Here is a 26748-nt window from a genome sequence, read left to right on the forward strand (position 1 = left end):
CCGGCATCCTGTAGGAGAACCGGAATTTTAAGGGGACGCCTTATTCCGTCAATGAAGCGTTTTTGTTTTGTCTGGATCTTAAAGGCATATCTATAGAGCGGGTGCCGTTCGATAGGTGGCGGGGCTGAACACGCGGGTCACCACCAGCATCGCCACTGCCGTCACTGTCAGCACGACCCAGGCGCTGGCAAAGCTGCCGGTGAGTTCGCGCAACCAGCCGGTCAACCATGGCGAAATCGCATTGATCAAAAAGCCCACGCCTTGCACGAACGCCGCCAGTTGCCCGGCTTGGCGCGGGTCGCGGTGATGGTCGAGCGTCAGTAGCAGACTTAGGGCGAAACACGCGCCCAGGCCGAAACCACACAGCGCCACCCACAGATGGGGAAACTGCAACGGCGCCATTAACAGGCCGAGATAACCAATGGTCTGGGCCAGCAGGCTGATCCACAGCAGCGGCCGACGATCAATCCCGCGTTGTGCCAGCACCGGCATCAACAGCGCGGCGATTACCTGGAAGATGGTCATGAACGCCAGCAGCGAACCACTCGGCAGCACGCCCCAGCCCAGTTGCTGATAATAGGCCGGCAGCCACGCGACCAGGCTCATGTAGCCGCAGTTCACCAAGCCGAAATACAACGCCAGCAGCCAGGCGCGGCGATTGCGCAGGCCCTTGAAGGCGGGGATGACTTTCGCGCTTTTTGCCGCTCCCAGTGGCAGCCGGATCCACAGCAACAAGGCCGCGAATGCGGGCAACAGCCATATACCGAGCCCCGCCTGCCATTGCTGGAAATGCGTGGCGGCCACCGGGCTGAGCAGCGCCGCCAGCCCACCGCCGGCCATCAACGATGCGGAATAAACGCCCATCGCCACTGGCACACGGTGATGAAACTCGCGCTTGATCATCGCCGGCACCAACGCCTGGATCAGCGCGACACCGGCACCGCCCAGCAACGCGGTCACCAGCAGCGTAGAACCTTGGCCCATCAGCCAGCGGGCCAGGCACGCCAGCAGGATCATCACCAGGCCGAGGGCGATGCCACGCCGTTCACCGAGCTGCGCTTCAACGCGTACACCCACCAGCGCCACCAGGCCCATGCACACCACGGGCAGGCTGGTGAGCAGGGCACTGCTCTGGAAACTCAAGCCGGTGGCCAGGCGAATCTCACCGAGCAGCGGACTGATGGAGCTGAGGATGGGCCGCAGATTGAGACCCAGGACGACCAACAGGCCCCAGCCGGCGAATTTGCCGGCAGATGAAGGGTTGAACGTCATGCAGCAGGCTTCCGAAGGGTTAAAAATGAGGGGTGAGTATGGGCAGCGCCACGGGTATTCTGAAATTAAATATAACCATGCCAACCAGTGGCAAATGGAATGGTGAGCGCCATGCTTGATCCCGTGTTATTGCGCAGCTTTGTCGCCGTGGTGGATTGCGGCAATTTCACCCGTGCCGCTGAGCGCCTGCACCTGACCCAATCGACTGTGAGCCAGCAGGTCCGCCGTCTAGAAGAAGGGGTGGCGTGCCAGCTGCTGGATCGCGACCAACGCCGTGTGGTGGCGACGGCGGAGGGTGAGCGACTGCTGGCCTATGCGCGGCGCATCCTCGCGTTGCATGAAGAAGCCGCCGACGTGTTGATCAGCCAGCAGAGCGACGGTGTGCTACGCCTCGGTGTACCGGAAGACTTTGCCGCCGAACGCCTGATGCCATTGCTCTCGGCCTTTGTGCTGGCCTATCCGCGGGTGCGCCTGGAAGTCACCAGCGGCCTCGGCCCCGAGTTGCAGCGCCAGTACCGCAGCGGTGAGTTCGATGTGTTGCTGGTCAAGCAGATCGGTGACAGTGACGAATGCCTGGCCTCATGGCCGGAGCCATTGTGCTGGGTGGATAGCCTCAGCACGCCGTCTCTGGGCCGCGATCCCTTGCCGTTGGTGGCATTTCCGGTGGGCGGCTTGTACCGCAATGAAATGCTGCAACACCTGGAAGTGGGCGGCTGGCGTTGGCGTATCGGCTACTCCAGCGCCAGCCTGGCCAGTGTGTGTTCAGCGGTAGCGGCGGGGTTGGGAATCAGCCTGTTGCCCCTGCGCGTGGTGCAGCCCGGCCATAGGGTGTTAGGTGCTGACAGCGGTTTGCCCGCGGTACAAGGCGTACGTTTGGCGCTTTACGCCCGTACAGGCCTGGGAGCAGCAGGGCATGCATTGCAGCAGCAAATCTTGAAGTTGTGCGCCGGGCAAATGGCATAGGTCGGTGGGTTCTATTCACTGTGGCACTCGCGCTTAATAGCGAGAGCTGCTCTGTGAGTTGAGCAGCTCGCACACAAGCGCCGTTGCTGCACCTTGTCCGCAGAGGTGGGCGATGTCTTGTCGTGAGCCCACCGCGGATTGCCCATCCTGGCCCGTATAGGCCAGCGTTCCCCCCAGCACTTCAACGGCACTGTGGTACCCGTTGCTGATCAAAAACGCGGCGGTGCCAGCCGCGCGTGCGTAGCGAGCGTCCCGTTCTCTGGGTGGTAAGTAAGCCATGGGATCGTTCGTGTTGCTTGATTGTTCTCTGAACGTGTCCATCACTTGAGTGAAGGGCTTTTGCTCACCGCGAAGCATGTCCCAGACGGCCAGGGTTTCCGCCTGTGTGCCAGACATGTGTGCCACCAACGGTTCGTCGGTGGTGTTCACCCGTTCGGTTTTCAGCTGCGCCACGTCCCATCGGCTAGGAAGCAACCGCTGTGATTGCGCAATACCCAGCAGGTCATCCGCTTGTCTCCCCAGGTTGTGAATGCCTGTGCGTGGAGGTTGCTCATTTGGCGGTTTGATTCGTTCCTGTTTTTTAGTCGGGCCGATGGTGCCCGAGCCCCCCAGTTCGGTAGTGGCGGCCATGGATTCCGCCGCCGGATGCGCAAGTCCCAGTAGGCGAGGAATCCATTTGCGCAGTTGCTGATTCTGCTCTTTCGTACGCTCGATGCCGGTCGTTGTATCGCTCAGAATCGCTCCGATATCACCCATGAGTGCTATCAGTACCGACCGATCTTTAGCCGTCGCGCTGTGACTGCCCGCCGGTATGTCGTTGACCAACCGTTGCAGGGTATTGAGCAAGGCCTGCGGCTTTTCGCCAGGCATGAGCCCTTCAGCTCCCAAAAGATGCCCCCCCAATGGGCCTTGCAGAATACCCAAGTAACTGATCATTTCGTGCGCTCGGCCCGCCGCTAACCCTATCTAGGTGCGTAACGTTTGACCGGGATGATAGAGCAGGTCCCTGGCCGCCACGGTTTGTTGCAATGCCAGTTCGCGTGTACGGCTTCCCTCCACGGACCGACTGGCGGGGTCAACAAACGCATTTGTCTGCGACGGTGCAGCAAGTTGGGTGACCGCGGCAGTGCCGTTGAATTGAGGTATTGAAGAGGAGGAGATCTGATGGATGAACATGTCAATACACCTTTTGGTTAGCTTGGTGTCGTTCAGTGACAGGGGCCACGCGTCGAGTTCCATGCCCCGCAACGGATCAACTGCGCTCGCAACGCCTGCTAAATGATGCCTTTCATGAATATTTTGTATGCCTGAAAAGCATTGGAACAGTCACGTGTCAAAGCCAGCCCTCGCAGGCCGTGGCTTTCAGGTTTTTCGATGTTTCGTTTATTCGGTTTTGATCTAGGTATAAATTTAAAGGTTACTTTAAGAGATAAGCGTCTAGGCCCGATGATTCAGCCTAGGACGGCCTTCCACGCAGGCCTGTCGGTTTTTTGTTTCAAACCGTAGGAAGGCGCCATGGCGCCAGGCCCCGGTTGGTGAGTTGGTCGACCTTGGCCGGCCGCACCGCGCGCCGTTGGGGCAACTGCGAACACAGAAAACTGTTTATCAACAAGGATGAAATCCAGCCGAACCTGCTGGAATTCAACTTGCAGGCGGCCAAGGCCAAGGACCCCGATGTGCGGGTGCAATTGCAGGCTGACGATGGCGTGAATTACGGCGAAGTGGCACGCGCCATGGCGTCTATCGAGCGCGCGGGGATTACCACGCTGTCGGTGATTACAGCGCGCTAATTTCAAACATCTCGACAGTTTTTGGGCCGTCTCCTTGGCAGGGTGCGGCCTTTTTTTTGCGCGCGATTCCTGCCACGACACTGAACCACTGTGTGCGGGCTTGCTCGCGAATGCGGTGGATCAGCCGGTACATGTATCGACTGACCCACCGCATTCGCGAGCAAGCCCGCTCCCACATTTTGATCTTCTGTGGGGTTGAGTTTTTGGTTATTAATAAATAGCTTCTTATTCCTTAACGAATATAATCCCCGTCCCTATACTGTTCAGCAACGTTAAACGCTGCAGGAGGGCACACCCATGCACAGCGAGTCGATTCGTTATCTGATCGTGCCGGGCTGGCAAGGATCGCCAGAAGATCATTGGCAAAGTCATTGGCAGAACAACCTGCCCAACAGTGCGCGCGTGGAGCAAGCCGATTGGCTCACCCCCCGCCGCGAAGACTGGGTAGCCGCGCTGGCCGAGGCCGTCGCCGCTGACAGCACGCCGGTGATCCTGATCGCCCATAGCCTGGGCTGCATCACCGTAGCGCATTGGGCGGCCACGGCCCCCGTGCAGTTTCTGCGGCAAGTGCGCGGCGCCTTGCTGGTGGCCCCGGCCGATGTCGAACGTCCTGCCTGCTCGCCGGCCTTGCGTAATTTCGCGCCGATTCCGACCGACCTGCTGCCGTTTCCCAGCCAAGTGGTCAGTTCCGACAACGACAGTGCCGTCAGCGCCCCTCGTGCCCTGGAGTTCGCGCGTAACTGGGGCGCCGAGGCCGGCTTTTTGTCCGGTGCCGGGCATATCAATGTGAAGTCCGGCCACCAGCGCTGGGAGCAGGGTTTCGCTTACCTCTATCGCCTGCAAAGCCGCCTAGAGCACCACGCCCGGCGTACTGCCTGAACATTTTTCAACGCCCCGTCCCTGAGTGGATTGGGGGCGGGAGCCTGCCATGAGTCTGCATGAAACCTACGGCCAGCCCTTGCTGACCTTTCCCGACGCCGAGAAAAGCCCACTGAGTATCCGCGCCAAGGCGTTGGTGTTTGTCGATCCCCGTTCGCGGCAACTGCGCGAAGAGCTGGAAAGCCTCGCACCCCGCGCCTTGCCCGTGTTGATCCGTGGCGAGACCGGTAGCGGTAAAGAGCTGCTCGCGCGGCATATCCACCGTGGCAGCGACCGCACCGGGTTGTTTGTCTCGGTCAACTGCGGCGCCATCAGCCCGACTTACGCCGATGCCGAATTGTTCGGCTATGCCGCTGGCGCCCACAGTGGCGCGGCCAGCAGCCGGGCCGGTTGGTTCGGATCGGCGAATGGCGGCACGTTGTATTTGGATGAAATCGGCGACCTGCCGCTGCCGATCCAGGTGAAACTGCTGGCCGCCCTGGAAAACCACGAAGTCACCCGCGTCGGTGCCCATCAGCCTAGCCCGGTGGATGTGCGCCTGGTCGCCGCCACCAGCATCGACCTGGCCCAGGCCGTGGCTGCCGGCAAGTTCCATGAGCGCTTGTTCCATTACTTGAGCGAAGGCCGGTTGGACTTGCCGGCGCTGCGCGAGCGCGTCGGCGATATCCTGTCCCTGGCCGAGTACTTCCTCGGGATCTACAGTCAGCGCCTGGACCTGCCGGTGCCGCTGATCAGTGATGACGCGCAGCGTGTGCTGGAACACCACAGCTGGCCGGGAAACACCCGTGAGCTGGAAAACGTTATTCACTTTGCGTTGCTGGTCAGCAGCGGCGACGAGATTTTGCCCGAGCATTTGAACCTGCCAGTGGCGGGCTCGCCGCTGGAGCAAGTACAGCGAATTTTCAACAGTGCCAGCCCTGCCGAGCAGGAAACCCTGCGTAAATTCCTGTATGAGCAAAATGGAATATCAACGTGAATAAAAGATATTGTTCGGGAATAAAAAATCTAGGTATTGTCCCTCCCATGCCGCGATAGCACTTCGCTGGCACACCACACAAGAACGGTCGTCAGAGACGCCCCGGAATTTCGATAAGGACACTGCATGAAAAAGGTTCTGTTGTTTACCGCACTGGCGGCTGCCCTGACTGCGAGCTTGGCCCAGGCCAACGAGAAACTGGTGGTTGCTGCCACTCCGATCCCGCACGCTGAGATCCTCGAGCTGATCAAGCCGACCCTGGCCAAAGAAGGCGTGGACCTGGAAATCAAAGTCTTCACCGACTACGTGCAACCCAACACGCAGGTTGCCGAGAAACGCCTGGATGCCAACTACTTCCAGACCCTGCCGTACCTGGAAAACTTCAACAAGGGCAAGGGCACCAACCTGGTCACTGTAATTGGCGTACACGTTGAGCCAATCGGCGGTTACTCGAAAAAAATCAAGAATATTTCTGAGCTCAAAGATGGCGCCACCGTTGCCATCCCGAACGAAGGCTCCAACAGCGGCCGTGCCCTGTTGCTGCTGCAAAAGAACGGTTTGATCACGCTGAAAGACCCGACTAATGCCCTGTCCACGCCGAAAGACATTAAGGACAACCCCAAGCACCTGAAATTCAAGGAGCTGGAATCGGCCCTGCTGCCACGCGTACTGGATCAGGTTGACCTCGACGTCATCAACACCAACTACGCCCTGGAAGCTGGCCTCAACCCGGCGAAAGACGCACTGATCATTGAAGACGCCAAGTCGCCCTACGTGAACTTCCTGGTGGCACGCCCGGACAACAAGGACAGCGACGCTATCCAGAAACTGTCCAAGGCCCTGACCAGCCCGGAAGTCAAAGCCTTCATCGAGAAGAAGTACAACGGCGCGGTAGTGCCGGCGTTCTGATGTAAGCCAAAACCCCCTTCAAGGTTTCAACGCCGACGGCTACTACAGCGTCGGCGTTTTTTTATGCGGTCTTTTTGAAAAAAAACAGGGTTGGAAAATATAGGCGCGTTAACTGCTTTATTGGCCTTGGCAAATGGTTTGGTTCATTTATCAGTTTGAATAATTATTTCTGAGTGTATTTATAAATTATCTTACAGTTTTAGTTTTGCCCGATTGAATGTGTGAGAGCAAGCTTGCACAGGTTGTAGGAGTCATCGCATGGAGGCGCCAGTGAGTTATATAAGCTTTTGGAGCCGTTATTATGTTGAAATCCATTTTCCCCGATCATGTGCCGACCTTTATGGCAGCTCCTGCCATTGGAGCTCACCCGCCGGAAAGTGCTGCAAGCTTCGAAACCCAATACCCCAAAGACCAGTTCAAGCCGGTGGCCAATAATATCCACATGGTCTGGGTCGGCTCCAAGCCCGGCTCAAACCAGGACATCTACTTACGCCAGTGGGCCAAGATGAACCCCAACCATAAAATTATGTTGTGGGTGGACTCTACTCAATTTGATACTTATGCAACTAATAAAACTGCACAGGCCAAAGCTGAAAGTATCTATCCAAACTATCAGTCGGAAAGGCCTGTTCGTGGTTTGTTCAGTCAACTTAAAACGGTGATGAGCAGCCCGGGGAACGAGCCGCGTAATAAGATTGAGCAAAAACAAGTGATCTCAGAGCTTAATAAAGAACTGTCGTCCCCAGGTAACAAAGCATTGAGGGCTTCTCTGCTGCCTGAGGGTGGGAAAGTGACTGCGGAAAATGCTTCGCAAGTGCTAAGTGCATTTGCGCGTCATGCTTCGCGTACCGATGATAAGTTTAATCAAGCAGAAGCCACCATTCTCGACCAGACCACTAAGTCCTGGGACCGCTATGTCAGCAACCCGCCCCGTGATACGACGGCGCTAACTGCTTTGCAAGAGCGATTCGCAGACCTGAAAAACGTACAGATACGTGATTTGAGCAATCCGGCCGATATACGTTTGAAAAACCAGGACGTTTATCAACATGAAATCATCGGACGCAATGGCGGTTATGCCGCAGCCTCTGACGTCGCCCGGTATGAAATCGTCAATCGACATGGCGGCACCTACACAGACATCGATCTGGAAAGCGTACGCCCGCTCGATGGCGCGTTGAATGCCCATCCGGACCTGATGCTGGTCGGCATGGCGGCAGGCAAGAGTGAAGCGAGTGGCAACGCCACACCTTATTTTGCCAACGCGTTGTTCGCCAGCCATCCCCAGAGCGCGATGCTGACGACCATGATTGATGACATCGGGGATAAATATCGCTCGATGAAAGGTAATGAGTACGCCGGCGACCGTTATTTCAGCCGCCCGAACAAAAGCACGATCGAAACCACCGGGCCCAACGCATTACGCGGGCATGTCGACCGGGTGATACAAGAAGCCAAAGGGCAACCGGACCAAATACGTAACGACGCCGCATCCTCCGCCGAACGTATATGGGACATGGCGAAGCCAGAGAACAAAGAGTACTGGAGCCTGGTGGATTCGCACTTCAAGTTCCCGGACAACTACGTCAATTTTGAAACGGAAGAGCAGCAGAAAAGTGCCACCAAAGCCATGGCGGGGGGCGCTGATCGGCGGCCATCGGCGCAAGGTTGAAAGCGTGAAAACAGCCTCACCGTGGTGAGGCTGTTTTTTTGTCACAGTGCCTGGCTATTGATTGCCCTGCGCAACGCCATCAACCATTTCACCAACTCCTGCGGATCAATCGGTTTCCCTTCGTTCATTGTTCAATCCCTCGAATCTCAGACCCCACAACCATAGCCGTCACCCGGCAAACCCGCGAATCCGCCGGTTATCTTTTTGGGTGATATCAATATGCTATTTTGGTATTTAAATTTTGCTTTTTATGCCTTTAAAGTTCGCGCTACCCGGCGTTACCCATGTCGGATCGGATTGCGCTCGCTGCATTACCCTTGCGGCGTCATGGACTGGAAATGACCTTCGATTTCGCTTTTATCCTCAGCACCCTGCCGGCGTTTTTGAAAGCCGTGGGGGTGACCCTGCAAGTAGGCTTGATCGCCATTGCCACCTCGCTGCTGGTGGCGCTGATCAACGCGGCGCTGCTGGTGTTTCGCACGCCGTACCTGTCGCGCCTGGTGGCGCTGTACGTGGAGCTGGCCCGCAACACGCCGCTGCTGATCCAACTGTTTTTCGTGTACTTCGCGCTGCCGGCCCTGGGCTTCAATATTTCCGGGTTCTGGGCGGCGATCATCACCATGACGTTCCTTGGCGGCGCGTACCTCACTGAAGTGCTGCGCGCCGGTGTGGAAGCCGTGCCGCTGGCGCAGATCGAGTCGGGCAAGTCCATCGGCCTGTCCGATTGGCAACTGCTGCGGCATGTGATCCTGCCGCAGGCCGGCATTCTCAGCCTGCCGGCGCTGTTCGCCAATTTCATCTTCCTGCTCAAGGAAACCACCGTGGTCTCGGCCGTGGCGGTGCCGGAGATTCTCTACACCACCAAGAGCTACATCGCGCTGTACTACAAGACTTACGAGATGCTCGCCGTGCTGACGCTGATTTGCGTACTGCTGTTCTTGCCGCTGTCGCTGCTGCTCAGCCGCTTGGAAAGGAGGCTCCAACATGGCCAGTTCGGGTCTTGAGTTGTTGTGGGTGTCGTTGCCGCAACTGGGCAAGGGCGCTGCGCAAACCCTGTCGATTTCATTCTTGAGCATCGCCTTCAGCACCGTCGGTGGCGTGTTGTATGGCGTGCTGCGCACCTTGAATAACACGCTGATCAACGCGGCGCTGCGGGTTTATCTGGAGCTGTTTCGCGCAATCCCGGTGCTGGTGTGGTTGTACCTGCTGTTTTTCGGTCTGCCGATTTTCTTTGGCCTGAGCATCCCGAGTTTCTGGTGCGCGGTGCTGGTGCTGTCGTTGTGGGGCGCCAGTGAAGTCGGCGAAGTGGTGCGTGGCGCCTTGCATTCGTTGCCTCGCGGCCAGCGCGAGGCGGGGTTGTCGATAGGCCTGTCTGATCCGCAGCTCTACGGCTACGTGCTGCTGCCACAGGCGCTAAAGCGCATGACGCCACCGACCATCAACGTCTACACGCGCATCATCAAGACCAGCTCCCTGGCGGTGCTGATCGGCGTGGTGGATGTGATCAAGGTCGGCCAGCAAATCATCGAACGCACCTATGAGTCGGTTCTGATCTATGGCGTGCTGTTCCTGTTTTTCTTCTTTATCTGCTACCCGTTGTCGGCCGCCTCCAAGGTGCTGGAACGGCGCTGGGCCCAAGCATGAGCGCATTGATCGAGTTTCAGGGTTTCAACAAGTTCTTTGGCGAGGCGCAGGTGCTCAAGGGCATCGACCTGAGTGTGCAAAGCGGTGAAGTGGTGGTGATCCTCGGCCCCAGTGGCTGCGGCAAAAGCACCTTGCTGCGTTGCCTTAATGGTCTGGAAGTCGCGCATAGCGGTAGCCTGCGCTTTGCCGGCAATGAGCTACTGGACAAGAAAACCGACTGGCGCCAGGTGCGCCAGGACATTGGCATGGTGTTCCAGAGTTACCACCTGTTCCCGCACATGAGCGTGCTCGACAACATCCTGCTCGGCCCGTTGAAGGTGCAAAAACGCGACCCTCGTGAAGCCCGTGAGCAGGCCGAAAAGCTGCTGGACCGCGTGGGCCTGGCCGACAAGCGCGACGCCTTCCCACGCCAGCTCTCTGGCGGCCAGCAGCAACGCATCGCCATCGTCCGCTCGTTGTGCATGAACCCCAAAGTGATGCTGTTTGACGAAGTCACCGCCGCCCTCGACCCGGAAATGGTCAAGGAAGTGCTGGAAGTGATCCAGGGCCTGGCCCGCGATGGCATGACCCTGCTGATCGTCACCCACGAAATGGCCTTCGCCCGCGCCGTCGCCGACCGCGTGGTGTTTATGGAGGCCGGTCGCATCCTTGAACACAACACCCCCGAAGAATTCTTTACGAACCCGCAAACCGCACGCGCGCAGCAGTTCCTGGAGAAGTTCTCCTTTGTGTCAACACTGCCCAAAAAACCTAAGGAACTTGCGCTGATATGAAAAAGTTACTGCTGCCACTGTTTGCCGTCGCCTTACTGGCCGGGTGCGATAAAAAGGCCGAAGAGCCTGTAAAGCCGGCTGCCACCGTAAGCTCCATCGACAAGATCAAGGCGCGCGACAAACTGATCGTCGGCGTCTTCACCGACAAGCCGCCGTTCGGTTTTGTCAACGAAACCGGTCGCTATGTGGGGTTCGATACCGACATTGGCCGTCAATTCGCCAAGGACCTGCTGGGCGACGAAAACAAAGTCGAATTCGTGGCGGTCGAGCCGGCCAGCCGTATTCCGTTTCTGCAAAGCGACAAGGTCGATCTGATCCTTGCCAACATGACTGTGACCCCGGAGCGCAAGGAAGCGGTGGACTTCACCAACCCCAACCTGAAAGTCGCGGTACAGGCCCTGGTGCCAAACAATAGCGCCGTGAAAAGCCTGGATGACCTGGCCACCCGTACGACCATCGTCACCACCGGTACCACGGCTGATATCTGGCTGACCAAGAACCACCCGGACTGGAAACTGCTCAAGTTCGAGAAAAACTCCGAGTCGCTGCAAGCGCTGTCCGCTGGCCGGGGTGATGCCTACGCCCAAGACAACCTGGTGCTGTTCAGTTGGGCCAAGCAGAACCCGGGTTACCGCGTGCTGGAAGAAAAACTCGGTGATGAAGCGCCGATTGCGCCAGCGGTGAAGAAGGGCAACATCGAACTGCGTGACTGGGTGAATGCCGAGTTGGCGAAGTTGGGTGAGGAGAAATTCCTGCTCAAGCTCTACGACCAATACGTGCGTAAAGAACTGAGCGATGACACCAAGCCTGAGAGTGTGATTGTTGAGGGTGGGAAGTGGCAGGGTTGATCCGTTCATTATTGAGTGACTGACCTACCGCTATCGCAGGCGAGCCCGCTCCCACATTTGAAAGTATTCACACATCAAAATGTGGGAGCGGGCTTGCCCGCGATGAGGCCAGTACAGGCGACGCCTATTCTGGCCAATGCCAAGCTGGCGCATCCAGAATCCCCTGCCCGACGATCCGTGTCTCCCCCAACACCTTCTCCAGCACAATCGAATTACACCCCTCATCCTGCTGCAACGCCGCAATCAAGCGGCTGGCATGGGACACCACCCACACTTGGCAATGCTGCGAAGCCTGGATAATCAAGCGCGCCAACGCCGGTAACAAATCCGGGTGCAGGCTGGTCTCCGGCTCGTTCAGCACCATCATGGTCGGTGGCCTCGGCGTCAGCAGCGCCGCGATCAGTAGCAAGTATCGCAAGGTGCCGTCGGATAACTCTGCCGCCGACAGTGGCCGCAGCAAACCTTCCTGATAAAACTCAATCGCAAAACGCCCGCCCTGCAGCGGCTCGATATTCAGGCGCGTGCCGGGGAACGCATCGCTTACCGCCCGCTGCAAAGCCTCGGGGTCACCGATCTCGCGGATCGTCTGCAACGCTGCCGCCAGATCGCGCCCATCGTGGTGCAAAACCGGTGTGCGCGTACCCAATTGCGGCTGGCGTACCGGTGCATCCACATCGCTGCGAAAGTGATCATAAAAGCGCCAGCCACGGATGCTTTCCCGCAGCAGCAACACCTCCGGCGAGCCGCGCAGGCTGCCGACCTGGTCAAATAGGCTGTGATAGTTGGGCGTGTGCTGGGCGAGGACATCCCAGTTTCGACCGTCGCGTGCGCGCACCATGGGCCCGGACCGTTGCACCAGCAGGCTCGCCGGACGGTAGAGGTGGCCGGCCCAGATGCATTCCTTCTTTACTTCCGGGTCCAGGGAGAAGTACGACAGAGTCTTTTCCGGCAGCCCAAGGGAAATCGCGTAGCTGAAGTCGTCCCCGGCAAAGCCCAGGCGTAAGCGTTTGACGCCCTGGCGCACGGTGGCCTCAACCGGCACCTCACCGCTGCGCATGCGCCGGCTGATGGTTTCCGGCCCGGCCCAGAAGGTGGAGTCCAATCCGCCTTCACGGGCCAGCGCATTGATCACCCCGCCCTGGGCGGTTTCCGCCAGCAGGCGCAGCGCGCGGTACAAGTTGGACTTGCCGCTGCCATTGGGCCCGGTGACCAGGTTCAGCCGGTCCAGGGGCACCACTAATGTGTTGATCGAGCGGTAATTGGCCACCGCGAGGGTCTTGAGCATCGGTCACATACCTGTAGTGAGCGGGCTTGCCCCGCGCTGGGGTGCGTAGCAGCCCCAAAAGGAATCACCGCATTCTATCGGAAAGAACTTCTGCACCTGGCGGGGGACCGCTTCGCAGTCCAGCGCGGGGCAAGCCCGCTCACTACAGAAAGCGCCCACCTGTGGAACCCTGAACTAAGCTCACAGTCGCATAAACACTGGCAAGTCGGCATCACGCAAAAGGAGCCTGCATGGGCGCTCGCATTTCCACCTGTATTTTTGGTCTTGGCTTACTGACGCTACTGAGCGGCTGTGGCGAGGAAAAGGCCGAACCCAAGGCGCATTCACGGGTGTTTGTGCAGACCGTGCAGTCGGCGGATTTTGCGGCGGCGGTCACGCTCACCGGCGATATCCAGGCCAGGGTGCAAACCGATCTGTCGTTTCGCGTCGGCGGTAAGATTATCCAGCGCATGGTGGATGTGGGTGACCGCGTAACCGCCAAGCAAGTGCTGGCCAAGCTCGACCCGAAGGATTTGCAAACCAACGTTGATTCCGCCCAGGCCCAGGTCGTGGCCGAGCAGGCGCGCGTCAAGCAAACCGCCGCCGCCTTTGTCCGCCAGGAAAAGCTCCTGCCCAAGGGCTACACCAGTCGCAGCGAATACGATTCCGCCCAGGCCGCGCTGCGCAGCAGCCAAAGCGCACTGGCGGCCGCCCAAGCCCAGTTGGCCAATGCCCGCGAACAACTCGGTTATACCGCGCTGATCGCCGAAGCGCCGGGTGTGATTACGGCGCGTCAGGCCGAGGTCGGCCAGGTGGTACAGGCCACTGTGCCGATTTTCAGCCTGGCCCGCGATGGCGAGCGTGATGCCGTATTCAACGTGTACGAGTCGCTGCTGGTAGAGCCGCCGCCGGATGCGCCGATCACCGTCAGCCTGTTGGATAACCCGAGCATCAAGGCCGTTGGCAAGGTCCGTGAGGTCACGCCAGCCGTGGCCGCGAATACCGGCACCGTGCAGGTGAAAATCGCCCTGCAAGCCCTGCCCAAGGGCATGGAGCTGGGCTCGGTGGTGAGCGCTACCGCCAATGGTCCGGCCAAGGCCAGTATCGAATTACCCTGGGCCGCGCTGACCAAAGATCTCAGCGAGCCCGCCGTTTGGTTGATCGACGGCGACGGCAAGGCGCAATTGCATAAAGTTACCGTGGCGCGTTACCTCACCGGCAAGGTCATCATTGGCGATGGCCTCAAAGGCGGCGAAAAAGTGGTGGTGGCCGGTGGGCAATTGCTGCACCCCGGCATGCTGGTCGAGATCGCCCAGCAAGGAGCGCAGCCATGAAGCGCCTGACGGGGGTACTCGCCGCCAGCCTGTTGCTGGTTGCCTGTTCGAAGGAAGAGCCGCCGCCGGAGCCCCTGCGCCCGGTGCTGTCCATGGAAGTAACATCGGAAGATCAGGAAAACCTCGGTCGTTTTGCCGGCACCATCCAGGCCCGCTACGAAAGTAACCTGGGCTTTCGCGTGCCTGGGCGTATTGCGCGGCGCGCCGTGGATGTGGGGGCCGAAGTGGAGAAGGGTGCCTTGCTCGCCGTACTCGATCCCACTGACCAACAGAACCAATTGCGTTCCGCCCAGGGCGATCTGGCGCGCGTACAGGCGCAATTCATCAATGCCCAGGCCAACGCCCGCCGTCAGCAGGAGCTGTTCAACCGTGGCGTCGGCGCCCAGGCCCAGTTGGATATTGCCCAGACTGACCTGAAAACCACCCAGGCCACCCTCGAGCAGGCACAAGCCTCAGTCAATCAAGCCAAAGACCAACTCAACTACGCCGAACTGCGCACCGACCATGCCGGCATCGTCACCGCCTGGAATGCCGAGGCCGGCCAGGTGGTCAGCGCTGGACATCAAGTGGTGACCCTGGCCCGTCCGGATATCAAGGAAGCGGTGATTGATTTGCCTGCCGGCCTTGCCGAGCGCCTGCCGCATGACGTGGTGTTCCTGGTCGCCGGGCAACTCGACCCGAGCGTCAACACCACAGCCATCGTGCGCGAGATTGAGCCCCAGGCGCAAAGCGCCACACGCACCCGTCGCGCGCGGCTAACGCTGGCCGAAACACCACCGGCATTCCGCCTCGGCACGGCGATCAGCGTCACTCTGAGCACCGCCATCGCCCCGCGCATCGAAGTGCCCCTGAGCGCCCTGCAGGACGTCGACGGCAAGACCCGCATCTGGCTGCTCGACACCCAAAGCCAGACCGTGCAACCGCGCGACATCAGCGTGATCAGCCGTGATGCCAACAGCGCCTTGCTCAATGGCGGCGTCAAACCCGGCGAGCGCATTGTCACCGCTGGCGTGAACAGCCTGAAGCCTGGGCAGAAGGTCAAAATCGACGAGGACAGCCCGCGATGAAAGGGAGTTTCAACTTATCCGACTGGGCCCTCAAGCATCAGTCTTTCGTCTGGTACTTGATGTTCGTCGCGCTGCTGATGGGCGTGTTCTCCTACATGAACCTGGGCCGCGAGGAAGACCCCTCGTTCACCATCAAGACCATGGTGATCCAAACCCGCTGGCCGGGCGCGACCCAGGAAGAAACCCTCAAGCAGGTCACTGACCGCATCGAGAAAAAACTCGAAGAGCTTGACTCCCTCGACTACGTAAAAAGCTACACGCGGCCGGGCGAGTCCACGGTGTTCGTGTTCCTCAAGGACACCACCAGCGCCAAGGACATCCCGGGCATCTGGTACCAGGTCCGTAAGAAGATCGACGATATTCGCGGCAACTTCCCTCAAGGTTTGCAGGGGCCGTCATTCAACGATGAGTTCGGTGATGTGTTCGGCTCGGTGTATGCCTTTACCGGCGATGGCCTTTCGATGCGCCAGTTGCGCGACTACGTGGAACAGGTGCGCGCTGAGATTCGTTCGGTGCCGGGGTTGGGCAAGGTCGAGATGATCGGCCAGCAGGACGAAGTGATTTACCTGAATTTTTCCACGCGCAAGCTGGCGGCCCTGGGGATTGATCAGCGCCAGGTCGTGCAGAGCCTGCAGTCGCAAAATGCGGTGACCCCGGCCGGGGTGATCGAGGCCGGGCCGGAGCGGATTTCCGTGCGCACGTCGGGGCAATTTGCCTCGGAGAAAGACCTGGCCAACGTCAACCTGCGGCTCAATGACCGCTTCTATCGCCTGGCAGATATCGCAGAGATCACGCGTGGCTACGTCGACCCGGCGCGGCCGATGTTCCGTTTCAACGGTAAGCCGGCGTTAGGCTTGGCCATCGCGATGCAGAAGGGCGGCAATATCCAGTCGTTCGGCAAGGCCCTGCATGAACGCATGGACGAGTTGACCGCCGACCTGCCGGTGGGCGTCGGCGTGCACAAGGTCTCCGACCAGGCGGAAGTGGTGGAAGAAGCCGTCGGCGGCTTTACCAGTGCGCTGTTCGAAGCGGTGATTATCGTGCTGGTGGTGAGTTTTATCAGCCTGGGCATGCGCGCCGGGCTGGTGGTGGCGTGCTCGATTCCGTTGGTGCTGGCGCTGGTGTTCGTGTTCATGGAGTACAGCGGCATCACCATGCAGCGGGTATCGCTGGGCGCCTTGATTATCGCCCTCGGCCTGTTGGTGGATGACGCGATGATCACCGTCGAGATGATGATCACGCGCCTGGAAAAAGGCGAAACCAAGGAGCAGGCGGCGACCTACGCCTACACCTCGACGGCGTTTCCGATGCTCACCGGTACTTTGGTGACGGTCGCCGGCTTCGTGCCGATTGGCCTTAACGCCAGCTCGGCGGGCGAGTACACCTTCACCCTGTTCGCGGTCATTGCCGTGGCGATGCTGGTGTCGTGGGTGGTGGCGGTGCTGTTTGCGCCGGTGATCGGCGTGCATATTCTCAGCGCCAACGTGAAGCCGCACGATGGCGAGCCGGGGCGAATTGGCCGCGCTTTCAATGGCGGCATGCTGTGGGCCATGCGTAACCGCTGGTGGGCGATCGGCATCACCGTGGCGCTGTTTGTGGCGTCGGTGTTCTCCATGCAGTTTGTGCAGAACCAGTTCTTCCCCTCGTCGGACCGCCCGGAAATCCTCGTCGACCTCAACCTGCCGCAGAACGCCTCGATCAACGAGACCCGTAAAGCCGTCGACCGTCTGGAAGCGATCATCAAGGATGATCCGGACATTTCGCGCTGGAGCACCTACATCGGCCAGGGCGCGATCCGGTTCTACCTGCCGCTCGACCAGCAACTGGAAAACCCCTACTACGCGCAGTTGGTCATCGTGAGTAAGGGCCTGGAGGAGCGCGGCGAGTTGATCCAGCGTCTGCAAAAGCGCCTGCGTGATGACTTTGTCGGCATCGGCAGCTTTGTGCAGCCGCTGGAAATGGGCCCGCCGGTGGGGCGCCCGATTCAGTATCGCGTGTCGGGCAAAGACACCGACCAGGTGCGCAAACACGCCATCGAACTGGCGACGTTGTTGGATAAGAACACCCACCTGGGCGAGATCATCTACGACTGGAACGAGCCGGGCAAAGTGCTGCGCATCGACATTGCCCAGGACAAGGCGCGGCAACTGGGGCTGTCGTCGGAAGACGTGGCGCAGTTGATGAACGGCGTGGTCAGCGGCGCTTCGGTGACCCAAGTACACGATGATATCTACCTGATCAACGTGGTCGGCCGCGCCGAAGACGCCGAGCGCGGCACGCCGGAAACCTTGCAGAACCTGCAGATCGTCACGCCCAACGGCACCTCGATTCCGCTGCTGGCCTTCGCCACCGTACGCTATGAGTTGGAGCAGCCGCTGGTGTGGCGCCGCGATCGCAAGCCGACTATCACCATCAAGGCCTCGGTGCGCGATGAGATGCAGCCGACGGATCTGGTGAAGCAGCTCAAGCCGGAAATCGACAAGTTCAGCGCCGGTTTGCCGGTGGGCTACAAGGTCGCCACCGGCGGTACCGTGGAGGAAAGCGGCAAGGCCCAGGGCCCGATTGCCAGCGTGGTGCCATTGATGCTGTTCCTCATGGCAACCTTCCTGATGATCCAGCTGCACAGTGTGCAGAAGATGTTTCTGGTGGCGAGTGTTGCGCCGCTGGGGCTGATCGGCGTGGTGCTGGCGCTGATTCCCACCGGCACGCCCATGGGCTTTGTGGCAATCCTGGGTATTTTGGCGCTGATCGGCATCATCATCCGCAACTCGGTGATCCTCGTGACGCAAATCCATGAATACGAGGTGGCCGGTTATACGCCGTGGGATGCGGTGGTGGAAGCTACCGAGCACCGGCGTCGGCCGATCCTGCTCACGGCGGCGGCGGCGAGCCTGGGCATGATCCCGATTGCGCGGGAAGTGTTCTGGGGGCCGATGGCGTACGCGATGATTGGCGGGATTATCATCGCCACGTTGCTGACGCTGTTATTCCTGCCGGCGCTGTATGTGGCTTGGTACAAAATCCGCGAACCCAAACAGGAAACCCAGGAAAAACGCAGTTAAAAATGTGGAAGCGGTGGTGCGACGATTCGACTTGCTCGCGAATGCGGTAGCTCAGTTACAGATGTACTGACTGACACCCCGCATTCGCGAGCAAGCCCGCTCCCACAGTCGGAATGCATTGCCAGGCTGCTTTCAGCGTTTGCGCCAGACACTCGCCAGCCACGGTTGCTGCTCCCGAGGCAACCCAGCGGGACGGTAGTAATGCTCCAACTCATCAAACCCAGCCGCTGTCAGCAGTGACTGCCACGCCTCCAGGTCGTGATAAGACCCATACCGTGGCCCGTTCCAGCCTTCCCGGTTTTCGCCGCGTGGATTGGAGCTGAACAAGACTCCGCCTGATTTCAACGACCCGTGAAGCTGCTCCAGCACACGCGGTAATTCCTGCTTGGGAATGTGAAACAGCACCGCATTGGCAAAGATTCCATCGAAGCGCCGGGCCGGCAGATCTAGTTTGAGGAAATCCTGCTGCAACACTTCACAGCCACTGTCTTCGCGCGCCATCTGCGCAAACCGCTCCGAACCATCAAGCCCCACGGCGATATGCCCCATGCGCGTAAACGTCTGCAAATCGCGCCCCGGCCCGCAGCCGAAATCCAGCACGGTAAACGGCGCTGAGCCCTGGATATGCCGCAACAGCGCGTCGATGTTCTGGCTCACATCGTGATCGCGGGTGCCTTCGCGGAAATCCTCAGCCACTGTGTTGTAGTGGCCAAGGGTGGTGGCGGTGATCTGGTCGAGGTCGTCGGGCTTGAGAGTCATGGAGAGCAATACCGGGCGCTGAGATGGTCCGACTATACCTCACCGCTTGTTCAACACCCGCGCCAACCGATCCCCACCCAACTGAATCACCGCCACCAGAATCACCAGCAGCACGATCACCGTCAGCATGATCTGCGTATCGAAGCGCTGATAACCGTAGCGGTAGGCGATGTCACCCAAACCGCCCGCGCCAATCGCCCCGGCCATGGCGGACGAGTTGATCATGGTCACCAGGGTGATGGTGAACCCGCCGACAATTCCCGGCAACGCTTCCGGCAGCAGCACGTGCCAGATGATGTGCCAGCGTCGGCAGCCCATGGCTTGCGCGGCTTCGATCAGGCCGTGGTCAACCTCACGCAGGCTCACCTCGGCAATCCGTGCAAAAAATGGCGTGGCGGCGATGGTCAATGGCACGACCGCCGCCCACACGCCGTAGGTGGTGCCGACGATCAATCGGGTGAACGGGATCAATGCCACCATCAGGATCAAGAACGGAATCGAGCGGAACAGATTGACGAACGCCCCCAGCACGCGGTTCAGCGCCGGGGCTTGGTAAATGCCGCCCTTGTCGCTGGTGACCAGGAACACCGCCAGTGGAATTCCCACCAGCAACGCGATCAGCGACGACACACCGACCATCAACAAGGTGTCGATGGCGCCCTGCACTAAACGATCAAACCACATAGCCCAGCACCTCCACCTGTTGTGCCCAATTCCCGGCACGTTTACGCAGCTCGCAGGCGTCGTGGGGCGAGCCACTCACCGCCAGCAGCAGTTGCCCCAGGGCGTGCCCCTGGATACGTTCCACGCCGCCTTGCAGTAGGCGTACACGCCCGCCGAGCGCGCTGAACAACGCGGCCAGGTCCGGCTCGTCGGTATCGCTGCCGGTAAACTGCAAACGCAGCACCACAGCGGCATCGGTGGATTGCGGTGTGGCCTGCAAACGGCTTTGCAACTCGTCCGGCAGCCCATGTTGCAGCGGTGCCAGCAGGGTTTTGCTGACGTCATGTTGCGGGTTTCCAAACACTTGCCATACCGGGCCCTGCTCAACGATGCGCCCGTGTTCCAACACCACCACGCGGTCGCAGATTTCGCGGATCACTGCCATCTCATGGGTGATCAATACGATGGTCAGGCCCAGGCGCCGATTGATCTCACGCAGCAGGCCGAGGATCGACTGGGTGGTCTCTGGATCAAGGGCCGAGGTGGCTTCGTCGCAGAGCAAAATCTCTGGGTCGTGTACCAACGAACGAGCGATGCCCACGCGCTGTTTTTGCCCTCCGGAAAGCTGCGCCGGGTAGGACGTGTGCTTGTCCTGCAAACCCACCAATTCCAGCAGTTCGCGCACCTTTTGCTCACGTTGGGGCTTGGGCACTCCGGCCACTTTCAGTGGTAATTCGACGTTTTGCCACACGGTCTTGGCCGACATCAAATTGAAGTGCTGGAAGATCATGCCAATACGCCGACGCAGCGCCACCAGGCGGTCTTCGTAAAACTCGCCAATGTCCACCTGATCGATCAGCACCCGTCCGCTGCTGGGCTGCTCCAGGCGGTTGATGGTGCGGATCAGCGACGACTTGCCGGCGCCGCTGCGGCCGATAATGCCGAACACTTCACCGCGCTGTATCGCCAGGTCTATGCCTTGCAAGGCGTGCACGGTGCCGTCATAGGTCTTGCCCAGGTTGATAAAACGCACATGGGCGCGGTTCAGGTCCGGATGCAGTTCTGTCTGCTCGGCGTCCCTGGGCGCTGAGCCCAGGTCGCGCAATTGGGCATTGGCGGCGGTCATTTTTTATCTTCCCAGCCGACTTGGTAGAGCTTGCCGAGGGACTTATCCAACGCAGCGCGTACCACGGGCGAGTGCTGGTAGATATCGACGAACTTGATCACCCGCGGGTCGGTTTTGCTTTTCGGCTGGATCACGAACTGGATCACGTACTCCGGGTGGTCGAGGCCGTCGAACAGCAGCGCCGATTCAGCATCGAAGGTTTTGGACAGGCGGATATAGGCCGGGTAGCCCTGCACCAGGTCTGCATCGTCATAAGCGCGCACCAGTTGTACGGCCTCGACTTGCAGGATCTTGATCTTTTTCGGGTTGGTCACAATGTCTTCTTCGGTGGCCTTGTAGCCCACGCCCGGCTTGAGGGTGATCAGGCCAGCCTTGGCCAGCAATTGCAGGCCGCGACCGCTGTTGATCGGGTCGTTGGCAATCGCCACGCTGGCGCCCTGGGGCAAGTCGTTGATGCTTTTGTATTTTTTCGAATACAGCCCGACGTTGTTGATGATGCCCGGCGCGTACGGCACCAGGTCAAAACCGGCGGCGGCCTTGGCGTTTTCCAGGAACGGGATGTGCTGGAAGTAGTTCACGTCGATATCACCGGCGGCCAGGCTGACGTTGGGCGCGATCCAGTCGGTGAACTCCACCAGCTCGACCTTCAGGCCTTGTTTGTCGGCTTCGGCTACCGCGGCTTCCAGGGGAATGGCGAAGGCGGCGGTGGTGCCGATTTTCAACGGCGCATCGGCGGCGAACGCCGCAGAGCTGAACAAACCGAAGGCCAGGGCCAGTGCTTTGACTGGGTGAGAGAGCAGTGTTTTTTTCATGGTCGATTTCCAGTCATAAGGTGTATTCATTAACAACTCGGTCAACTGTGGGAGCTGGCTTGCCTGCGATGGCGGTCTTTCAGCCACATGTGTATTCGCTGACCTACCGCTATCGCAGGCAAGCCAGCTCCCACAGTTTTGGTTCAGTGTCGGTAGGTCGAGCCGGTGTGTTGTTCGGGTAAGCGGGCGCTGCCACCGAAGACCTTTTCGCGCAGCGTTCCGGTGTCATAAGCAGTCTTGTACGAGCCGCGGCGCTGCAACTCCGGCACCACCAGATCAATGAAATCCACGTAACTTTCCGGCGTGACAATGCGCGTCAGGTTGAAGCCATCCAGGCCGGTCTCACTGATCCACGACTCCAACTCATCAGCAACCTGCTCAGGCGATCCCACCAACGTGATATAGCGCCCGCCTAGGGCGTGTTGCTCGAGCAATTTGCGCCGGGTCCAGTCGTTGTTCTGCAGGTTCTTGGTGGCCGATTGGATCGCATTGCTCTTCACGTATTGGATCGGCTCGTCCAGTTCGTACTGAGCGAAGTCGATCGCGGTGGACGCCGAGAAATGCGCCACGCCGGCCTCTGCGCTGGCGTAGCTCAGGTATTCGGCGTGCTTGGCCCAGGCCAGCGCTTCAGTGGCGCCAACGATCACGTTGAGGCCCATGAACACCTTGATGTCATCCGGGTTGCGCCCGGCTTCCACGGCGCTGGCGCGCACCTTGTCCACCTGGAGCTTGGTCGCGGTCTTGTTCTGTCCGCTGATGAACACGCATTCGGCATGACGCCCGGCGAACAGCAAGCCCCGGTCCGAACTGCCCGCCTGAAACAGCACCGGCGTACGTTGCGGCGAGGGTTCGCACAGGTGATAACCCTCCACCTGATAGAACTCACCGTGATGCTCGACCTTGTGCACCTTGCCCGGCTGCGCATACACCCGCGCTTGTGGATCGTTGATCACTGCGTCGTCTTCCCAACTGCCTTCCCAGAGTTTGTAGAGCACCTCCAGGTATTCATCGGCCTGGTCATAACGGCGGTCGTGCTCGACTTGCTCGGTAAGCCCCATGGCCTTGGCGGCGCTGTCGAGGTAGCCGGTGACGATGTTCCAACCGACCCTGCCACGGCTCAGGTGGTCGAGCGTGGACATGCGCCGGGCAAACAGATACGGCGGCTCATAGGTGAGATTGGCGGTGAGGCCGAAGCCGAGGTTTTTTGTGACGGCGGCCATGGCCGAGACCAGCAGCAACGGGTCATTCACCGGCAGTTGGATCGACTCCTTGAGCGGCACATCAATCGAGTGCTGGTACACGTCGTACACACCGACGATATCGGCGATGAACAGGCCGTCGAACAGCCCACGCTCCAGGGTTTGCGCCAGGTCGGTCCAGTACTCGATGGTCTTGTACTGGGTGGACGTGTCCCGTGGGTGGGTCCACAGGCCGTGGTTGATGTGCCCGATGCAGTTCATGTTGAAGGCATTGAGCAGGATTTTTTTCTTCGCCATCAAATGGTCCCCCGCAGTGGCGGGTTTTCATTGTTGAGGTAGTAATTGCCCACCGCGTGGTACTTCCAGCGCACCGGGTCGTGCAGGGTGTGCACGCGAGCGTTGCGCCAGTGACGATCAAGGCCGTGCTCGACCAGGGTGGCCTGGCTGCCGGCGAGTTCAAACAGCGCGCTGCCGGCGGCCAGGGAGATTTCGGTGCTCAAGGCGCGCACTTCAGCGACGGCAATCGAGGCGGCCGCAACCGTCTCGGCATTGCTGTCGGCCTGGGCACGGTCGAGAAATTCCCCTGCGCGTTCCAGCAGTGCCTCGGTGGCATGCAGGCGGATGCTCAGGTGGCCGAAGCTTTTCAGGGTCAGCGGGTCTTCAGTGGCCTTGTCGCTGCCGGAATCGATCCACGGGCGGGTCTTGGTGCGCACGAAGTGCAGCGCATCTTCAAAGGCTGCGCGGGCAATGCCGGTGTCGATGGCCGCATGGAGGATCTGCGCCAGCGGGCCGACGGTGGTCGGGCGTTCGAAGGCGCTCTGGAACGGGATTACGTCATGCGCGGCGACCCACACGTTGTCGAACACCACCGAACCGCTGCCAGTAGTGCGCTGGCCGAAGCCGCTCCAGTCGTCGATGACCGTCAGGCCGTCGCTGTCGCGCGGGACAAAGGCGAGTTGCTGCACGCCCTGTTCATCCACCACTGACGTGGGGATGCGCTGGGCGTAGATCGCGCCGGTGGAATAGAACTTGCGGCCGCTGATGCGGAACCCGTCGCCGTCGCGGGTGATTGAAGTGACGCGGTCATGGGCGGTCTTGGTGCCCAGTTCCGCCAGCGCATTGCCGAAGCGCTGACCGGCGAGCACTTCGGCGTACAGACGCTTTTGCTGCGCAGGGCTGCCGTTTACGCGCAGCACTTCCAGTGCGTAGAAATGGTTCTGCGGGATCTGGCCCAGCGAGGCGTCAGCCTGGGCGATCAGCGCAATGACCTTGGCCAGGGTGACGTTGGACACGCCTGCGCCGCCGTACTCCTTGGGCACGCTGATGCCCCACAGGCCGGAGCGCGAAAACACGTCCAGCTCGGGCAAGGGCAGGCGGCGCTCGCGGTCGCGCTGGGCGCTGTCGCGGCGGAAGTCTTCGGCCAGGTCGCTGGCGACAATAAGGGCGTGTTCGTCGCTGGTAATGACCGCGACGGGGTTAGAGAAAGTCATGATGTTCTCCAGATGTCTGGTCAGTCAGATCCAGGAATGTCGAGCCGGCAACGTGCCGTTCAGTCGATAAGCGCCCACCGCGTGATACTTCCAGCGCACCGGGTCGTGCAGGGTGTGCACCCGCGCGTTGCGCCAGTGACGGTCGAGGTTGAACTCGGCGAGGGTGGCGCGGCTGCCGGCCAGTTCGAAGAGCTTTTCGCTGACCAGCAGCGACACTTCGGTGGTCAGCACTTTCGCCTCGGCCACGGCAATCGACGCACGCGCGGCTGACTGAGCGGTGATCGGCGCGGCGCTGACCTGGTCCAGCACCTGACCGGCCTTGCGCAGCAGGGCTTCGGCGGCGTGCAGTTCGATCTTGAGCTTGCCGATATCGGCGATCACATACAGGTCATCACTGGCGCGTTCGACCTTGGCATCGATCCAGGGACGCGAGCGTTCACGAACGAAGGCGATGGTGTCCTCAAGCGCGCCGCGCGCAATGCCGGCGTCGATGGCGGCCTGAATCAGTTGGGAAACGGCGCCCTGGATGTTCGGGGTTTCGCCGATGCGCCAGTTTTCCACGACCCGTTCGGCGTCCACCGGCACCTGGTCCAGCAGCACCGTGCCACTGGCGGTAGTGCGTTGGCCGAAGCCCGACCAGTCATCAACAATGCGCAGCCCTTCGGTGCCACGGCGCACGAACGCCATGACCTGCTTGCCGTCATCGTTCAGGGCTTTTACCGCAACCCAATGCGCAAACAGCGCGCCGGTGGAATAGAACTTCTGGCCGCTGATTACGTAACCGTCACCCTTGGCGGTGATGCGCGCCTTGAGCTCCAGGGTGTTCTTGGTCCCGCGTTCAGGGCCGCCATTGCCGATGCGCCAACCGTCGAGGACGCTCTGGAACAGCTGCTTTTTCTGGCGCTCGGTGGCCGCACCCTGTAACAGGTGCAGGATGCCGAAATGGTTCTGCGGGATCTGCCCGAGGGCCGGGTCTGCCGCGCTGATGATCGCGAACACGTCGGCCAGGGTTACAAAAGACACCTGCGGGCCGCCGTATTCACGGGGAATGGAAATACTGCCCAGCCCACTGCGGGTGAACTGTTCAATCTGCGCCCACGGCAACTGGCGTTGCCTGTCGCGCTTGGCGGCTTGCAGGCGCGCAGCCTGAGCCAGCTCACGGGCAGCGTTCAACGCCTCTGCATCGTTGCGCAGCACAGCGGCCGGCAACAGCAGGGGGGCTACATCCAGATCACGCTGGGGAGTTGTTAGAGCCAAGTTAGACATCAGCGCCGCTCCTTGGCTGCACGTAATGCCCTGGCGTTGCGCACCGGGGTAATTCTGACCATACCGACCTCGCATTCAATGAAATAAAAACAGAAAAATCAGAGATGTCCGGTGGTCCGGTGCATATACCCTAAGCGTGTTAAATATTTAAATAAACTAACTTTTGGGAATATGCATAGAAGGTCTGTCACCCAGGTTCGCAGGGCGACCCGAGAGGGCGGGGACGATAGATCAGCGCAGTCCCGGCCGGGTGGGTTGGCACCTCGGCGGCAATGCGTAAAGTGCGGGCGGGTGCCCAGCGTGAGTTGTTGCCGACGCGATCCAGAATGCAATAGGTCACCTCCAGCCGGCAGTCGTCGCCGGCTTCGACAATCACCGTCGAAGGCACCCACACCTGCACCGCCTGGCCGATTTCCCTGGCCTGGATCTTCGGCAGATCCAGGCGCACATCGCCCCAGCGCAGGGTGATGGCATCGCCGGTGGTCATGTTCAGGTACGGCTCGATGGTCAGGGGAATACCACGCCGTACCTGGCTGGCGTTGACGCCGCAGCGGCGGATGGTCTCGGGCAGGCCCACGGGGGCGAGGTTGTGGTTTTCGTCGCGGTACAGGGGCGAGGGTTGGCCGCCAGGGTAGTGGGTCTTTACGCGCACCCGCGTTTCGGCGGAGCGCGCAGGGCCATGGCCGATCTGCATGATCTGGTAATGGACCTGAGCCGGTCCATCCAGCACGAAACTTTCCGGCACCCGCAGGTGGGTGAATGCGCCGACCTTGCACGCGGTCACCCGCCGTGAAGCGGCAAAGCAGTTGTTCCAGAACAGCTCGATCAGGTCGCCTTCATCCATGCCGGGATACGGCGCGATGTCGACCTGCAGGTGTGTGGCGGCCAGGGCATTGATGCCATTGCCGATGGCCTGGGGCAGTGTCGGGGCAGTGAGCAGGGGGGGCGTCATAAATAATCTCCTTGATACAGCCAGCAGC

Annotated in this window: 24 protein-coding genes and 2 pseudogenes; 14 read left to right on the plus strand and 12 right to left on the minus strand. The window is 60.1% G+C overall.

Annotated elements, in window-relative coordinates:
• Positions 1-90: 90 nt before the first annotated feature.
• Positions 91-1272 carry a CynX/NimT family MFS transporter gene (locus HU722_RS02055; RefSeq protein WP_065879730.1) on the minus strand — a complete coding sequence of 394 codons (1182 nt, stop codon included), beginning with the start codon at positions 1270-1272 and terminating at the stop codon, positions 91-93.
• A gap of 111 nt (positions 1273-1383) precedes the next feature.
• On the opposite strand from HU722_RS02055, the gene HU722_RS02060 reads away from it, so the two are divergent.
• The gene (locus HU722_RS02060; protein ID WP_065890215.1) at positions 1384-2235 is read left to right on the plus strand and encodes a LysR substrate-binding domain-containing protein; all 852 of its coding nucleotides are present in this window, start codon (positions 1384-1386) and stop codon (positions 2233-2235) included.
• Positions 2236-2268: 33 nt separating this feature from the next.
• On the opposite strand, the gene HU722_RS02065 is transcribed toward HU722_RS02060, so the two are convergent.
• A complete protein-coding gene (locus HU722_RS02065) occupies positions 2269-3171 on the minus strand; it encodes a hypothetical protein (RefSeq protein WP_083213953.1) in 903 nt (300 codons plus the stop codon).
• A gap of 30 nt (positions 3172-3201) precedes the next feature.
• Positions 3202-3411, minus strand: a complete 210-nt coding sequence (locus HU722_RS02070; protein ID WP_139113190.1) for a hypothetical protein — start codon at positions 3409-3411, stop codon at positions 3202-3204.
• Positions 3412-3742: 331 nt separating this feature from the next.
• Here HU722_RS02070 and HU722_RS28780 point away from each other — a divergent pair.
• From HU722_RS28780 to HU722_RS02115, 10 genes and pseudogenes are all read left to right on the plus strand, one after another.
• Positions 3743-3835 (plus strand): annotated as a pseudogene (locus HU722_RS28780) (energy transducer TonB); the annotation flags it as partial.
• A pseudogene (locus HU722_RS02075) lies at positions 3831-4025 on the plus strand (ExbD/TolR family protein); the annotation flags it as partial. The pseudogenes HU722_RS28780 and HU722_RS02075, both read left to right, overlap by 5 nt.
• A gap of 297 nt (positions 4026-4322) precedes the next feature.
• On the plus strand, positions 4323-4904 hold the full coding sequence (locus HU722_RS02080) for an alpha/beta hydrolase (RefSeq protein ID WP_065879735.1): 582 nt from the start codon (positions 4323-4325) through the stop codon (positions 4902-4904).
• Between the two features lie 49 nt (positions 4905-4953).
• Positions 4954-5880 (plus strand): sigma 54-interacting transcriptional regulator, encoded by a 927-nt coding sequence (locus HU722_RS02085; RefSeq protein ID WP_065890217.1) that lies wholly within the window; start codon positions 4954-4956, stop codon positions 5878-5880.
• Between the two features lie 126 nt (positions 5881-6006).
• The gene (locus HU722_RS02090; protein WP_049710620.1) at positions 6007-6789 is read left to right on the plus strand and encodes a MetQ/NlpA family ABC transporter substrate-binding protein; all 783 of its coding nucleotides are present in this window, start codon (positions 6007-6009) and stop codon (positions 6787-6789) included.
• A gap of 301 nt (positions 6790-7090) precedes the next feature.
• Positions 7091-8461, plus strand: a complete 1371-nt coding sequence (locus HU722_RS02095) for a TcdA/TcdB catalytic glycosyltransferase domain-containing protein (protein ID WP_065890219.1) — start codon at positions 7091-7093, stop codon at positions 8459-8461.
• Positions 8462-8799: 338 nt separating this feature from the next.
• A complete protein-coding gene (locus HU722_RS02100; protein ID WP_003187615.1) occupies positions 8800-9465 on the plus strand; it encodes an amino acid ABC transporter permease in 666 nt (221 codons plus the stop codon).
• Positions 9446-10105 carry an amino acid ABC transporter permease gene (locus HU722_RS02105; RefSeq protein ID WP_065875899.1) on the plus strand — a complete coding sequence of 220 codons (660 nt, stop codon included), beginning with the start codon at positions 9446-9448 and terminating at the stop codon, positions 10103-10105. The genes HU722_RS02100 and HU722_RS02105 overlap by 20 nt, the downstream gene beginning before the upstream one ends.
• A complete protein-coding gene (locus HU722_RS02110) occupies positions 10102-10878 on the plus strand; it encodes an amino acid ABC transporter ATP-binding protein (RefSeq protein ID WP_065890221.1) in 777 nt (258 codons plus the stop codon). The genes HU722_RS02105 and HU722_RS02110 overlap by 4 nt, the downstream gene beginning before the upstream one ends.
• Positions 10875-11726 carry a transporter substrate-binding domain-containing protein gene (locus HU722_RS02115; RefSeq protein ID WP_065890223.1) on the plus strand — a complete coding sequence of 284 codons (852 nt, stop codon included), beginning with the start codon at positions 10875-10877 and terminating at the stop codon, positions 11724-11726. Before HU722_RS02110 ends, HU722_RS02115 begins: the two co-directional genes overlap by 4 nt.
• A 124-nt stretch (positions 11727-11850) precedes the next feature.
• Here the strand turns inward: HU722_RS02115 and HU722_RS02120 are convergent, their stop codons facing one another.
• On the minus strand, positions 11851-13011 hold the full coding sequence (locus HU722_RS02120; protein WP_065890225.1) for an AAA family ATPase: 1161 nt from the start codon (positions 13009-13011) through the stop codon (positions 11851-11853).
• 230 nt (positions 13012-13241) lie between these two features.
• Between HU722_RS02120 and HU722_RS02125 the strand changes: the two genes are divergently transcribed.
• From HU722_RS02125 to HU722_RS02135, 3 genes are read left to right on the plus strand one after another with little or no spacing between them, the layout of a single operon-like run.
• Positions 13242-14324 (plus strand): efflux RND transporter periplasmic adaptor subunit, encoded by a 1083-nt coding sequence (locus tag HU722_RS02125; protein ID WP_065879744.1) that lies wholly within the window; start codon positions 13242-13244, stop codon positions 14322-14324.
• Entirely contained in the window at positions 14321-15391 is a 1071-nt protein-coding gene (locus tag HU722_RS02130; protein ID WP_065890227.1) for an efflux RND transporter periplasmic adaptor subunit, read from the plus strand. Before HU722_RS02125 ends, HU722_RS02130 begins: the two co-directional genes overlap by 4 nt.
• Positions 15388-18453, plus strand: coding sequence for an efflux RND transporter permease subunit (locus HU722_RS02135; protein WP_065890229.1), 3066 nt, complete (start codon positions 15388-15390; stop codon positions 18451-18453). Before HU722_RS02130 ends, HU722_RS02135 begins: the two co-directional genes overlap by 4 nt.
• Before the next feature lie 132 nt (positions 18454-18585).
• Here HU722_RS02135 and HU722_RS02140 read toward each other — a convergent pair whose 3' ends face one another.
• From HU722_RS02140 to HU722_RS02175, 8 genes are all read right to left on the minus strand, one after another.
• On the minus strand, positions 18586-19212 hold the full coding sequence (locus HU722_RS02140; RefSeq protein WP_065875886.1) for a class I SAM-dependent methyltransferase: 627 nt from the start codon (positions 19210-19212) through the stop codon (positions 18586-18588).
• A 39-nt stretch (positions 19213-19251) separates the two neighbouring features.
• Positions 19252-19896 (minus strand): methionine ABC transporter permease, encoded by a 645-nt coding sequence (locus HU722_RS02145; RefSeq protein ID WP_016974994.1) that lies wholly within the window; start codon positions 19894-19896, stop codon positions 19252-19254.
• Positions 19886-21001, minus strand: a complete 1116-nt coding sequence (locus HU722_RS02150; RefSeq protein ID WP_065890231.1) for a methionine ABC transporter ATP-binding protein — start codon at positions 20999-21001, stop codon at positions 19886-19888. The genes HU722_RS02145 and HU722_RS02150 overlap by 11 nt, the downstream gene beginning before the upstream one ends.
• Positions 20998-21813, minus strand: a complete 816-nt coding sequence (locus HU722_RS02155) for a MetQ/NlpA family ABC transporter substrate-binding protein (RefSeq protein WP_065879750.1) — start codon at positions 21811-21813, stop codon at positions 20998-21000. Before HU722_RS02155 ends, HU722_RS02150 begins: the two co-directional genes overlap by 4 nt.
• Before the next feature lie 143 nt (positions 21814-21956).
• Complete coding sequence (locus HU722_RS02160; RefSeq protein WP_065875880.1) at positions 21957-23309, minus strand: LLM class flavin-dependent oxidoreductase; 1353 nt, start codon at positions 23307-23309, stop codon at positions 21957-21959.
• Positions 23309-24502 (minus strand): SfnB family sulfur acquisition oxidoreductase, encoded by a 1194-nt coding sequence (locus HU722_RS02165; RefSeq protein WP_065879751.1) that lies wholly within the window; start codon positions 24500-24502, stop codon positions 23309-23311. The genes HU722_RS02160 and HU722_RS02165 overlap by 1 nt, the downstream gene beginning before the upstream one ends.
• A 24-nt stretch (positions 24503-24526) precedes the next feature.
• A complete protein-coding gene (locus HU722_RS02170; RefSeq protein WP_065875875.1) occupies positions 24527-25768 on the minus strand; it encodes an SfnB family sulfur acquisition oxidoreductase in 1242 nt (413 codons plus the stop codon).
• A 187-nt stretch (positions 25769-25955) separates the two neighbouring features.
• Entirely contained in the window at positions 25956-26720 is a 765-nt protein-coding gene (locus HU722_RS02175) for a hypothetical protein (RefSeq protein WP_065890233.1), read from the minus strand.
• Positions 26721-26748 lie beyond the last annotated feature (28 nt).

The sequence above is a fragment of the Pseudomonas tritici genome (assembly GCF_014268275.3).
In the GTDB taxonomy this organism is placed as follows: Bacteria; Pseudomonadota; Gammaproteobacteria; order Pseudomonadales; family Pseudomonadaceae; genus Aquipseudomonas; species Aquipseudomonas tritici.

Coding starts and splice junctions, on each gene's coding strand:
- HU722_RS02135 (WP_065890229.1), top strand. CDS start 15,388: ATGAAAGGGAGTTTCAACTTATCCGACTGGGCCCTCAAGCATCAGTCT.
- HU722_RS02105 (WP_065875899.1), top strand. CDS start 9,446: ATGGCCAGTTCGGGTCTTGAGTTGTTGTGGGTGTCGTTGCCGCAACTG.
- HU722_RS02060 (WP_065890215.1), top strand. CDS start 1,384: ATGCTTGATCCCGTGTTATTGCGCAGCTTTGTCGCCGTGGTGGATTGC.
- HU722_RS02140 (WP_065875886.1), bottom strand. CDS start 19,212: ATGACTCTCAAGCCCGACGACCTCGACCAGATCACCGCCACCACCCTT.
- HU722_RS02160 (WP_065875880.1), bottom strand. CDS start 23,309: ATGGCGAAGAAAAAAATCCTGCTCAATGCCTTCAACATGAACTGCATC.
- HU722_RS02175 (WP_065890233.1), bottom strand. CDS start 26,720: ATGACGCCCCCCCTGCTCACTGCCCCGACACTGCCCCAGGCCATCGGC.
- HU722_RS02165 (WP_065879751.1), bottom strand. CDS start 24,502: ATGACTTTCTCTAACCCCGTCGCGGTCATTACCAGCGACGAACACGCC.
- HU722_RS02145 (WP_016974994.1), bottom strand. CDS start 19,896: ATGTGGTTTGATCGTTTAGTGCAGGGCGCCATCGACACCTTGTTGATG.
- HU722_RS02155 (WP_065879750.1), bottom strand. CDS start 21,813: ATGAAAAAAACACTGCTCTCTCACCCAGTCAAAGCACTGGCCCTGGCC.
- HU722_RS02110 (WP_065890221.1), top strand. CDS start 10,102: ATGAGCGCATTGATCGAGTTTCAGGGTTTCAACAAGTTCTTTGGCGAG.
- HU722_RS02070 (WP_139113190.1), bottom strand. CDS start 3,411: ATGTTCATCCATCAGATCTCCTCCTCTTCAATACCTCAATTCAACGGC.
- HU722_RS02115 (WP_065890223.1), top strand. CDS start 10,875: ATGAAAAAGTTACTGCTGCCACTGTTTGCCGTCGCCTTACTGGCCGGG.
- HU722_RS02080 (WP_065879735.1), top strand. CDS start 4,323: ATGCACAGCGAGTCGATTCGTTATCTGATCGTGCCGGGCTGGCAAGGA.
- HU722_RS02150 (WP_065890231.1), bottom strand. CDS start 21,001: ATGACCGCCGCCAATGCCCAATTGCGCGACCTGGGCTCAGCGCCCAGG.
- HU722_RS02085 (WP_065890217.1), top strand. CDS start 4,954: ATGAGTCTGCATGAAACCTACGGCCAGCCCTTGCTGACCTTTCCCGAC.
- HU722_RS02120 (WP_065890225.1), bottom strand. CDS start 13,011: ATGCTCAAGACCCTCGCGGTGGCCAATTACCGCTCGATCAACACATTA.
- HU722_RS02125 (WP_065879744.1), top strand. CDS start 13,242: ATGGGCGCTCGCATTTCCACCTGTATTTTTGGTCTTGGCTTACTGACG.
- HU722_RS02055 (WP_065879730.1), bottom strand. CDS start 1,272: ATGACGTTCAACCCTTCATCTGCCGGCAAATTCGCCGGCTGGGGCCTG.
- HU722_RS02100 (WP_003187615.1), top strand. CDS start 8,800: ATGACCTTCGATTTCGCTTTTATCCTCAGCACCCTGCCGGCGTTTTTG.
- HU722_RS02065 (WP_083213953.1), bottom strand. CDS start 3,171: ATGATCAGTTACTTGGGTATTCTGCAAGGCCCATTGGGGGGGCATCTT.
- HU722_RS02170 (WP_065875875.1), bottom strand. CDS start 25,768: ATGTCTAACTTGGCTCTAACAACTCCCCAGCGTGATCTGGATGTAGCC.
- HU722_RS02095 (WP_065890219.1), top strand. CDS start 7,091: ATGTTGAAATCCATTTTCCCCGATCATGTGCCGACCTTTATGGCAGCT.
- HU722_RS02130 (WP_065890227.1), top strand. CDS start 14,321: ATGAAGCGCCTGACGGGGGTACTCGCCGCCAGCCTGTTGCTGGTTGCC.
- HU722_RS02090 (WP_049710620.1), top strand. CDS start 6,007: ATGAAAAAGGTTCTGTTGTTTACCGCACTGGCGGCTGCCCTGACTGCG.